The organism is Ensifer sp. MJa1, from assembly GCF_037026475.1.
In the GTDB taxonomy this organism is placed as follows: Bacteria; Pseudomonadota; Alphaproteobacteria; order Rhizobiales; family Rhizobiaceae; genus Ensifer.
The window spans coordinates 80,459-91,701 of the sequence record NZ_JAKUMO010000010.1; the positions used below are offsets into that span (position 1 = coordinate 80,459).

At 62.9% G+C, this 11,243-nt stretch carries 9 protein-coding genes; 5 read left to right on the plus strand and 4 right to left on the minus strand.

The window, feature by feature from the left end; translation table 11 throughout:
* Window positions 1–46: 46 nt before the first annotated feature.
* Entirely contained in the window at window positions 47–1,186 is a 1,140-nt protein-coding gene (locus MKZ91_RS15470) for a CobW family GTP-binding protein (protein ID WP_336171868.1), read from the minus strand.
* 12 nt (window positions 1,187–1,198) lie between these two features.
* The gene (locus MKZ91_RS15475; protein ID WP_336171869.1) at window positions 1,199–2,314 is read right to left on the minus strand and encodes a D-alanyl-D-alanine carboxypeptidase family protein; all 1,116 of its coding nucleotides are present in this window, start codon (window positions 2,312–2,314) and stop codon (window positions 1,199–1,201) included.
* Window positions 2,315–2,471: 157 nt separating this feature from the next.
* Between MKZ91_RS15475 and MKZ91_RS15480 the strand changes: the two genes are divergently transcribed.
* Window positions 2,472–3,635 carry a M20 aminoacylase family protein gene (locus tag MKZ91_RS15480; RefSeq protein ID WP_336171870.1) on the plus strand — a complete coding sequence of 388 codons (1,164 nt, stop codon included), beginning with the start codon at window positions 2,472–2,474 and terminating at the stop codon, window positions 3,633–3,635.
* A gap of 19 nt (window positions 3,636–3,654) precedes the next feature.
* A complete protein-coding gene (locus tag MKZ91_RS15485; protein WP_057254736.1) occupies window positions 3,655–4,119 on the plus strand; it encodes an Lrp/AsnC ligand binding domain-containing protein in 465 nt (154 codons plus the stop codon).
* A gap of 60 nt (window positions 4,120–4,179) precedes the next feature.
* Here MKZ91_RS15485 and MKZ91_RS15490 read toward each other — a convergent pair whose 3' ends face one another.
* Window positions 4,180–5,232, minus strand: a complete 1,053-nt coding sequence (locus MKZ91_RS15490) for an NAD(P)-dependent alcohol dehydrogenase (RefSeq protein ID WP_336171871.1) — start codon at window positions 5,230–5,232, stop codon at window positions 4,180–4,182.
* Between the two features lie 218 nt (window positions 5,233–5,450).
* Between MKZ91_RS15490 and MKZ91_RS15495 the strand changes: the two genes are divergently transcribed.
* Entirely contained in the window at window positions 5,451–6,389 is a 939-nt protein-coding gene (locus MKZ91_RS15495; RefSeq protein ID WP_336171872.1) for an AraC family transcriptional regulator, read from the plus strand.
* 69 nt (window positions 6,390–6,458) lie between these two features.
* Here MKZ91_RS15495 and MKZ91_RS15500 read toward each other — a convergent pair whose 3' ends face one another.
* A complete protein-coding gene (locus MKZ91_RS15500; protein WP_336172018.1) occupies window positions 6,459–6,941 on the minus strand; it encodes an Lrp/AsnC family transcriptional regulator in 483 nt (160 codons plus the stop codon).
* 78 nt (window positions 6,942–7,019) lie between these two features.
* On the opposite strand from MKZ91_RS15500, the gene MKZ91_RS15505 reads away from it, so the two are divergent.
* Both MKZ91_RS15505 and MKZ91_RS15510 read left to right on the plus strand, forming a co-directional pair.
* Window positions 7,020–10,076 carry an aminotransferase class III-fold pyridoxal phosphate-dependent enzyme gene (locus tag MKZ91_RS15505; protein ID WP_336171873.1) on the plus strand — a complete coding sequence of 1,019 codons (3,057 nt, stop codon included), beginning with the start codon at window positions 7,020–7,022 and terminating at the stop codon, window positions 10,074–10,076.
* 107 nt (window positions 10,077–10,183) lie between these two features.
* The gene (locus tag MKZ91_RS15510) at window positions 10,184–11,194 is read left to right on the plus strand and encodes an amino acid ABC transporter substrate-binding protein (protein ID WP_336171874.1); all 1,011 of its coding nucleotides are present in this window, start codon (window positions 10,184–10,186) and stop codon (window positions 11,192–11,194) included.
* Window positions 11,195–11,243 lie beyond the last annotated feature (49 nt).

The following is an 11,243-nucleotide window of genomic DNA, read 5'->3' on the forward strand; positions in this document are numbered from 1 at the left end:
TGATTTGAGAGCATCGCCTGTGCGCTCACATGAACGCACAGCGACGTTAGAACCGCATGCCGGGGACCGCGAGCGGGTTGTCGGACAGCGCCTGTGCGTCCGGCCGGTCGATGCGCGGCTTGCCGGTAAAGGCGTCGAACAGGTCGCGGACGAACGCTTCCTCAAGGCCCTTGGTGATCAGCACCATCCGCGTGCGCCGATCGTTCGGGTCCGGCCAGGCGGCAAGTCGCTCCGGCGTATGGAAGACATTCTGCACGCCATGCAGCACCAGCGGCCGATCCGGCCTATCGGCAACTGCAACGATCGCCTTCATCCTGAGCAGCTTCTCGCCATGGGCCGAGCGCAGCAGGTCGATGAACATGTCGAGCGCCATCGGCTCGATCGGCCGGTCATGCACAATGCTGAACGAACGGATGTCGCCGCCATGCCGGTTCACGTCGTGATGGTGGTGATCATGGCTGTGGCCATCATCATGATGATGTTCGTGATCGTGGTGGTGATGGTCGTGATGCGCCTCGTCCTGCAGCCAACGGCCGACATCGGCGATCTTCGAGGACGGGTCATAGAGCCCACAGGCGAAAAGCTCCGAGCATCCTGCCTCGGCGCTACCGCCATCGATCAGCGGTGCACGCGGGTTCAGCGCCCGGATCCGCGCTGTGAGTTCATCGCGCACGGTGGCGTCGGCAAGGCCCGTCTTGCTGATAACGATACGATCAGCCACGGCGACCTGCTTCAGGGCCTCTTCATGGTTGGCGATCGTCTGCAAACCGTTGACCGCATCGACAACGGTCACGACGCCATCCAGGCGGAAATTCTGCGCGATGATGGGATTGCCAATCACCGATTGCAGCACCGGTGCCGGATCGGCAAGCCCGGTGGTTTCGATGACAACGCGCTTCAGCGGCTTGATCTTGCCGGTCTGCATCCGGTCCATGAGATCGGCAAGCGTATCGACCAGTTCGCCGCGCACCGTGCAGCAAAGGCAGCCATCGGAAAGCTCGATGACGCCGTCGCTGGAAGCTTCCACTAGCAGATGGTCGATCGAGACATCGCCGAATTCGTTGATGATGACGGCCGTGTCGGAGAGATCGGGATCCCTCAGCAGCCGGTTGAGCAACGTCGTCTTGCCCGCACCGAGAAAGCCGGTGAGGATCGAGACCGGCACCGCCGGCAGAGGACTAACCATCATGAACTCCGATCAGAACGTCGGCCGCGGCACGGGGACCGGCACATTGGCGGCATCGCCCTGCCCGACCGGGTCGCCGGCAAGCTTTGGCGCCTTCTCCCCGCTGCCGGCGATAAGACCGGCGAAGGCAAGCTTCAGCGGCCGGTTGATTTCATGGATATAGGGCGAAAGCAGCTTCTGGCGCCCCGCCTCGTCGCGGCCTTCGCTGCGGACCTTGGCTGCCGCCTTCGAGCAGATCTGCTTGCTGACGTCGGCCACCATGTCGCGCGTATCGCCATAGGGCGGGATCTGCACCAGCGACGGTTTTCCGGTGCCATTCGTCGTCAGCGCCATCTGCAACAGCCGCGCGGATTCGTCGGTACGCGCACCGAGGCTGTCTTCGCCGAGCACGACCGAAACGACGCTGCGGCCCTCTCGGGTGGCAGACGAAACCTGGTTGAAGCCGGAGGCACAGATGAAGCCCGTCTTCATGCCGTCAGCGCCTTCGAAGCGGCCGATCAGCTTGTTGTAGTTCGGATAGTCCTTCTTGCCGGTGGTAATGCCCTCCAGCGAAAAATAGGAGGCGTATTGCGGGAATTCGCGCTTCAGCGTGATTGCCAGAACCGCGAGATCACGCGCCGTCGTGTACTGGCCCGGGCCGGGCAAGCCATTGGGATTGATGAAGTTGGACGAGGTCATGCCGATGCGGCGCGCCTCGGCGTTCATCCGTTCGATGAAGGCAGGCTCCGAGCCGCCAACCGTCTCGGCAATCGCAACGGCGACATCGTTGGCCGACTTGACCAGCATCATCTTCAGAGCGCTGTCGAGCGTCATCGCCTGGCCGGGCTTGTAGAACATCTTGCTCGGCGGCTCGGCTGCCGCGTTCTTGGTCATGACGACCGGGCTCTCGAGCGTGAGCTGGCCGGTCTTGATGGCGCGGAACGCCGTATAGGCCGTCATCAGCTTGGTAAGCGATGCCGGATACCATTTCTGGAAGATGTCCTGATGCTCGTAGACCTTCAGCGAATTGACGTCGACGACCAGCCTCGGATTGGCCGCGGCCGGCAGAGCCGCAAGAAGCGTTGCACAGGCAGCCGCCGTGACGCCGAGCGTCTTCAACTTGCCACGCGTGAAAAATCCTGCTGTCACCACGATAGAACCTCGAAATTCCGCTGTTGCCTCGTATCGTTCGGCTATTTAGCCTATATGGCGAGGAGATGGCAAAGCCCATTCATTGGGCCCGCTGCCAATCCACCGCAGATACGCAGATACAATTAGTGATCGAACAGACCGACAGGACGAACCGATGCCGATACTCAACCGTGCCGCTGAGCTCCAGAACGAAGTTACCGAATGGCGGCGCCACCTGCACAGGAACCCCGAGCTCCTGTTCGCGGTCGAAAATACGGCAGCCTTCGTCGAAAAGAAACTGAAGGAGTTCGGCGTTGACGAAATCGTGACGGGGCTTGGCCGCACCGGCGTCGTCGGCCTGATCCGCGGCAATCTCGGTCAAGGCCGCACCATCGGCCTTCGCGCTGACATGGACGCACTGCCGATCATCGAGACCAGCGGCAAGCCCTGGGCCTCGGAAACGTCAGGCAAGATGCACGCCTGCGGCCATGACGGCCACACGGCCATGCTGCTCGGCGCAGCCAAATATCTGGCCGAAACCCGCAACTTCGCCGGCAATGTCGCCGTCATCTTCCAGCCGGCCGAAGAAGGCGGCGGCGGCGGCAACGAGATGGTCAAGGATGGCATGATGGAGCGTTTCTCCATCGACGAGGTCTATGGCATGCACAATATGCCGGGCATGCCGGTTGGCCAGTTCGGCAGCCGCGTCGGTCCAATCATGGCTTCGACCGACGAATTCACCATCACCATCAGGGGCCGCGGCGGCCATGCCGCCCAGCCACACAAGACGATCGATCCGATCGTCATCGGCACGCAGATCGTCACCGCGCTGCAGACGATCGCCTCGCGCACCGTCGACCCGCTTGCCTCCGTTGTCGTCTCGGTCACCAAGTTTCATGCCGGCTTCGCCCATAACGTCATTCCGGAGGAAGCCGTTCTCGGCGGCACGGTGCGCACCCTGATGCCCGAAGTGCGCGACATCGGCGAGGGCCGCATCCGCACCATCGCCGAAGGTGTCGCCGACATCTACGGCGCAGTCGTCGACGTCCAGTACAACCGCAACTATCCGGTGACCGTGAACCATGCCGACGAGACCGGCTATGCGCTGCAGGCGGCCGCCGAGATTGCCGGGACAAGCAATGTCAAGCCGTCACTCGACCCGATGATGGGTGGCGAGGACTTCTCCTACATGCTGCTCGCGCGCCCCGGCGCCTTCGTGTTCATGGGCAATGGCAACACGGCCGGGCTGCATCACCCGGCCTACGATTTCAACGACGAGGCGATCCCGCACGGCATTTCCTACTGGGTGAAGCTCGCGGAAACGCGACTTGCCGCCTGAGGCACGGGTGGGAGGCACCATGCATCAGATCGACAAGATTGACCGCAGAATTCTCAACATTCTCCAGGCGGACGGCCGCATCACCAATCTGGAGCTTGCCGATCGCATCGGCCTGTCGCCGACGGCAACCAGCGAGCGGCTACGCCGGCTGCTGAAGGAAGGCTACGTCTCGGGTTTCGGAGCAAGACTCGACCCGCACAAGCTCGGCTTCGGGCTGCTGGTCTTCATCGAGGTCATGCTCGACAAGACGACGCCCGATGTCTTCGACCAGTTCGCCGCCGCCGTCAAACAGGCGCCGGCCGTACTCGAATGTCACATGGTGGCGGGTGGTTTCGACTATCTGGTCAAGACGCGGTTCGAGGACATGGCGGCCTACCGCAACTTCCTCGGCCAGGTGCTCTGGACGCTTCCCGGCGTCAAGGAAACCCGCACCTATGCTGTCATGGAAGAGATCAAGAACGACGGGCCGCTGCCCTTGGTCTAGGCCCTGGCACAGCCAGAAAAGGCTCGGAATCCCATCGGATTCCGAGCCTTTTCATTTCGGTTAGGCTGCGTCCTGCAGCGACGCCATGTCGATCACGAAGCGGTAGCGCACATCGCTCTTGACGACGCGCTCATAGGCCGCGTTGATGTCCTGGATGCGGATCGTCTCGATTTCCGAGACGATGTCGTGCTCGCCGCAGAAGTCGAGCATTTCCTGGGTTTCCTTGATCGAGCCGATCATCGAGCCGGAGATGCTGCGACGCGCCGGCACCAGCGAGAAGGCGTGCACCGGAACCGCATTTTCCGGAATGCCGACCAGCACGAAATCGCCATCGACCGTCAGGAGGTTGACATAGGCGTTCCAATCAATCTCGGCGGCAACCGTGCAGATGATGAGGTCGAACGTGCCGGCCAGCGCCTTGAAGGTTTCTGGATCGTTGGTGGCATAGTAATGGTCGGCGCCGAGCTTCAGCCCGTCTACCTTCTTGGAAAGCGTCTGGCTGAGAACGGTCACATCGGCACCCATGGCGTGCGCCAGCTTGACGCCCATGTGGCCGAGTCCGCCCATGCCGACAATCGCGACCTTCTTGCCGGGGCCGGCCTTCCAGTGGCGCAGCGGCGAATAGAGGGTGATGCCGGCGCAAAGCAGCGGTGCGGCGGCGTCGAGCGGCAGGTTCTCCGGGATCGAAAGAACATAGCCTTCCTTGACGACGATATGGTCGGAATAGCCGCCCTGGGTCGGCGTCTTGCCGTCGGCTTCGACACCGTTATAGGTGACGATCAGGCCGGGCATGTAGTGTTCCAGGTCAAGGTCGCGCGTAGCGCAGGTGGTGCAGGAATCGACGAAGCAGCCGACGCCGGCGCGGTCGCCCACCTTAAACTTCGTCACCTTGGAGCCGACCGCTGTCACGATGCCGACGATCTCGTGGCCAGGAACCATCGGGAAGGCAGAATTGCCCCATTCGTTGCGGGCCTGGTGAATGTCGGAGTGGCAGACGCCGCAATATTTGATCTCGATCACCACGTCGTCGTCGCGCGGTTCGCGGCGCTCGAAGGTAAAGGGTGTCAGCGGCTTCGATGCATCGGTCGCCGCATATCCTCTTGCAATGGCCATCAGTCTGTCCTCATTTTAGGAAAGGGTGCAGGTCCGGAGGGAGCCCGGCCTGACGCACCTCGGACTATGGCGGCGCAGATGCCGGAACCGTTAGAGCGATCCTGCAAAGTTTTTGCACAATCCTACAAGATTGACAGTGAGGTCCTGGAGATGCCACGTCGAAGGCCTATCTGAGCATCACCTCAGCCTATGCTAAGCCGCTGGAAAGACCATAGATTATGACGCCCATGCGACAGACCGCCCGCCAAGAGATGATCGAGGTCATTGCCCGGTTCGCCGAAAGGGATGGCGATCATCTGACCCCTATCTCCGGATTGACCTTGCATCGCCATGGCGGTGATGCCCCGGTCAATTGTTCGGCCTACAGGCCAAGTCTCGCGATCATCGTGCAAGGCGCAAAGCGTGTCGTTCTCGGTAGCGAAACGCTGATCTACGGCGCCTCGGACTATTTGCTGACCTCGATCGATCTTCCGGTTCTCTCCCAGGTCTCCCAGGCTTCCGTCGAAGAGCCCTATCTCAGCATGGCCTTCACACTCGACCCCGGCAGGATCCAGGCGCTGCTTGCCGCCCTGCCGCAACTGCCGGCGCCGCCCACCTCGGCGCGAGGCATGAGCGTCAGCAAGATCACTGTCGAGCTCGAAGATGCAGCCCTTCGCCTGGTGCGCCTGCTCGAGCGGCCGGAAGACATCCCCGCCCTCTTGCCGCTGATCGAGCAGGAGATCCTCTACCGTCTCCTCACCGGCCCGCACGGCCATCGCCTCCGGCAGATGGCAACGACCGACAGCCAGCCGCATCAGGTTGGCCGCGCCGTCGCCTGGCTGAAGGAACACTATTCACGGCCGCTCCGGATCGACGATCTCGCCAACCGCGTCTCCATGAGCGTTTCCTCGCTGCATCATCACTTCAAGGCGATCACAGCCATGAGCCCGCTGCAGTACCAGAAGCAGCTTCGGCTGCAGGAAGCGCGGCGGTTGATGCTGGAGGAGAGCCTCGACGCCGGCGATGCCGGCCATCAGGTCGGTTATGAAAGCCAGTCTCAGTTCAGCCGCGAATATGCCCGCCAGTTCGGCGAGCCGCCAATGCGCGACATCGGCCGCGTGCGTCGCTCGCTGCTTGAACGGCTGGGATCGCCGGCCGAGCTTTTGAGTGAGGGCTAGGGAAGCCGATCAGCTCCGCTCGATACCCTCCAGAGTATCGGCGCAAGCCGATGTTCCGCCCGCAGCGTTTCAGCTCCGCTCGATATCCCGCCTGAGCACGATGGACGTCGTCAGGTCTTCGACATTGTCCATCGTCGCCACCTCGTTGCGCAGCTCGTTGAGCGCATTGATCGAGCCGACCTCCACTTCGACGACCAGATCAAGCTGACCGCTGACTGACGATACCTTGCGCACCGACGAAAAGCCTGCGAGCCGGTCGAGCACGCCGATCGAGGGCGTGCGCTTCAGGGTGACCAGCAGGAATGCCTGGATCGTTCCCTCCTCCAGCTGGCCGATATCGGCGCGGTAGCCGCGGATGACGCCGGCCTTCTCAAGACGGCTGACCCGCTCCGTCGTCGCACTTCTCGACAGTCCGATGCGGCCCGCCAGCGACTTCATCGGGATGCGAGCCTCTTGCGACAGAATGCTGAGGATAGTGCGGTCGATCGCGTCAATGTCCTGCATGTCCTGTCCTCTTGATCGCGCCGACAAGATGACGGTTATTATAAACATCATGCCGGTGCAACCGGCATAATGCCGGATGCATCGCATCGCCGCTCATGTAACTCTCGCTTTTGAGATGAGGGTCCCATGAACGATATGCTGACGACGACACCTGCCTTTTCGACCGATGCCGCAGCCGCGCTGCTGAAGGAGCACTACGGCCTCACCGGCGCGCTTTCGCTGCTTGCAAGCGAGCGCGACCAGAACTTCAAGGTCGAGACCGAAGGTGACGGCACCTATATCCTGAAGATCATCAACGGTGCGGAGCCCGCGGTGGAAAGCGATTTCCAGACGGCGCTTCTCAGCCACGTCGGCACCCATGCCGCCGATCTGCCCGTACCGCATATCCGTCCGACACTGAAAGGTGCCAGCCTCGCCTCGACCACGAGTGCGCGTGGCGTCGCCTATCGCCTGCGCCTTGTCAGCTGGGTCGAGGGAGCACCGCTTGCCGAAACCGGACGCAGCGATGCCGCCCTTCAGTCGCTCGGGCAGATGCTCGGCCGCTTCGACGCATCGCTTAAAGGTTTCATGCATCCGGGTGCGTTGCGTGATCTCGACTGGGACATCCGCCATGCCGGCCGTTCGGCCGATCGCCTGCATCACGTCGCTTCCGCCGACGACCGCGCGCTTCTTGAGCGCTTTCTCGCCCGGTTCGAAAAATCGGTCGCGCCACGGCTCGCGACGCTTCGCGCCGCCGTTATCCACAACGACGCCAATGACTGGAACGTGCTCGTCGCCAAGGCCGACCATGACACCATTTCCGGCCTGATCGATTTCGGCGATGCCCTGCACGCACCTGTGATCGCCGAAGTCGCAATCGCTGCCGCCTATGCCGGGCTCGACCATCCGAACCCGATCGGTGCTGCCGCGGCGATCGCCCGCGGCTTCCATCAGGAGTATCCGCTGACGGAGGAAGAGGTCGATCTGCTGTTCGATCTCATCGCCATGCGCCTCGTCACTTCGGTCACCATCTCCGCGTCCCGCCGCGCGCATACCGACGACAACCCCTATCTCGCGATCAGCGAGCGGCCGGCCTGGACGCTGCTGCGCAAGCTCGACCGGATGAACCCGCGCTTCGCCACCACCATCCTGCGGCATGCCTGCGGCTTCGAGGCGACACCCGGCGCCCGAGATGTCATCGCCTGGATCAACGCCAACCGCAAGTCGCTGAAGCCGCTGCTCGAGCGGCCCGCCGCCAGCTATCCGGCAGCACTGGTGCCCTATGGCGACCCCTCGCATCCGATGACGGTGAAATCCGCCGGCGAACAGCCGGATGAGGCCCAGGCGATCTGGGAGAACCATTGCCGCGAGCACGGCATCGCGCTTGGCATCGGCCCCTTCGCCGAGGAACGCACTGTCTATGCCGGCGAGATGTTCGTCTCGCGCTTCATCGACCGCACCCGCCGCACCCGCCACCTCGGCCTCGACCTGTTCATGGCTGCCGGCACCAGGGTCTTCACCCCGCTTGCCGCCACCGTCGTCAGCGTCGAGATCGAAAAAGACCCGCTTGGTTATGGTTGTCTGATCGCCCTTCGCCATGAGCCGGAGGGCTGCCCGCCCTTCGTCACGCTCTGGGGCCATATGGCGCATGAGGCCATGGGCCGGATCAAGGCCGGCGACCGGTTGGAGGCCGGCGCGCTCGTCGGCGAGATGGGTGCGCCGAAGGAAAACGGCGGCTGGGCGCCGCACCTGCACCTGCAGCTTTCGACCGATACCAGCCTGACGGCGACCGAAATCCTCGGCGTCGGCGAACCACAGTTCCTCGACGTCTGGGCCGAACTCTTCCCGGATGCCCGCAGCTTCGCCGGCATTGCCGAAGAGTTCTACGAGAAGAAGGGCCGTTCGCACGAGGAAATCGTTAGGCGTCGCAAGGAACTGCTGCTGCCGAACCTGTCGATCTCCTACGACAAGCCGATCAAGTTCATGCGTGGCGAAGGCGTCTGGCTGATCGACGACAACGGCCGCGCCTATCTCGACTGCTTCAACAATGTCTGCCACATCGGCCACGCCCATCCGGCGGTGGTCGAGGCGATGGCGAAGCAGGCCGCAGTCCTCAACACCAACACCCGCTACCTGCACGACAACATCGTCGCCTATGCCGAGCGGCTGACAGCGACGCTGCCGAAAGAACTGACGGTCGCAGGCTTCGTCAACAGCGGCTCGGAGGCCAACAGCCTGGCACTTAGGCTGATGCGTGCCCATACCGGCCGCGAGAACGCGATCACGCTCGACTGGTCCTATCACGGCACGACGCAGGAACTGATCGACATCAGCCCGTACAAGTTCCGTCGCAAGGGCGGCAAGGGGCCGAAGCCGCATGTGCATGTGGCAACCATTCCCGACAGCTACCACGCGCCGGCCGACTGGCCGGTTGAGGAGCACGGCAAGCGCTTCGCCGAAAGCGTTGCCGAACTGATCGCGGCGATGAAGGCCAAGGGCGAAGGCCCGGGCTTCTTCATCGCGGAATCAATCCCGAGCGTCGCCGGCCAGGTGTTCCTGCCGGAGGGCTACCTGAAGGAAGTCTATCGCCTCGTGCGCGAGGCCGGCGGTGTGTGCATCGCCGACGAAGTGCAGGTCGGCTTCGGCCGCGTTGGCAGCCATTGGTGGGCCTTCGAGACCCAAGGCGTGGTGCCTGACATCGTCACCATGGGCAAGCCGATCGGCGACGGCCATCCGCTCGCAGCCGTCGTCACGACCCGCGAAGTCACCGACAGCTTCAACAACGGCATGGAGTATTTCAACACCTTCGGCGGCAACCCGGTCTCCTGCGCCGTCGGCCTCGCCGTGCTCGACGTGATCGAGGAACAGGATCTGCGCGGCAACGCACTTGCGATCGGCAACTATCTGATCGACGCCTTCCGCGCCATGCAGGCCCGTTACGAGGTGATCGGTGACGTGCGCGGCATGGGCCTTTTCCTCGGCATCGAACTTGTCAGCGACCGCAAGACCAAGGCGCCGGCAACCGAATTTGCCCGGGCCGTCTCCAACGGCGCGCGCCGCCGCGGCGTCCTGATGGGAACCGAAGGCCCGCATGACAACATCCTGAAAATGCGCCCGCCGATGATCTTCTCGAATCGCGATGCCGATCATCTGATCGCCGTGCTCGAGGAGACCTTCGCGGACGTGGCAAAGACGCTCGGCTAGCACCGGGGCAAACAGCAGCAAGACCATACGGATTGGCCGGGATGCATGACACGCAGCCCGGCGATGAAGACGCATGCCCAAAACATGAAAAAGAGGAGAACAGGACAATGAAACTCGGAATTCTAGCACTGGCGAGCGCAGCGTTCCTCGCCGGCACCGCCGCACAGGCCGGCACGCTCGACGTCATCAAGCAGCGCGGCGAGCTTCGCTGCGGCGTCAGCCAGGGCGTGCTCGGCTTTTCCGCCCCCAACGACAAGGGCGACTGGAGCGGTTTCGACATCGACTTCTGCCGCGCTGTCGCGGCCGCAGCGCTTGGCAACCCCGACAAGGTGAAGTACGTGCCGCTCTCGACCAAGGAGCGCTTCACCGCGCTGCAGTCGGGCGAGGCCGACCTCCTGTCGCGCCAGACCACCTGGACGCTGTCGCGCGACACGGATCTCGGCATGAGCTTCGTCGGCGTCAACTATTACGACGGCCAGGCCTTCATGATCCGCAACGACCTCGGCGTGAAGAGCGTCAAGGAACTGTCGGGCGCCTCGGTCTGCACCGAGACCGGCACGACGACCGAGCAGAACATGGCCGACTATTTCGGCGCCAACAACATCCAGTACCAGGTCGTCGCCTTCGAGAAGGCCGATCAGACGATCCAGGCGTTCAACACCGCACGCTGCGACGTTTATTCGACCGACGCTTCGGCGCTTTACGCCCAGCGCCTGACGCTCAACGATCCTGATCGTTTCGTCGTTCTGCCGGAAGTCATCTCCAAGGAGCCGCTCGGCCCGGCCGTCCGCCAAGGCGACGACCAGTGGTTCAAGGTCGTACGCTGGACGCTGTTCGCGCTGGTCGAGGCCGAAGAGCTCGGCATCACCAAGGACAATGCCGCAAAGGTCCTCGAAAGCGGCACCACCGGCCAGAAGCGTTTCCTCGGCATCGACAACGAGGCCGGCAAGTCGCTCGGGCTCGATCCGAAATGGGCCTACCAGGCGGTTTCTGCGGTCGGCAACTATGGCGAGGTCTTCGAGCGTCACCTCGGCAAGGATAGCCCGCTCAAGATCGACCGCGGCCTTAACAAACTCTGGAGCAACGGCGGCCTGATGTACGCCCCGCCGGCACGCTGATCCCCGAGCAATTTCGGCAAAGGTCGGAATGGCTCGATCAAGGAGAAGC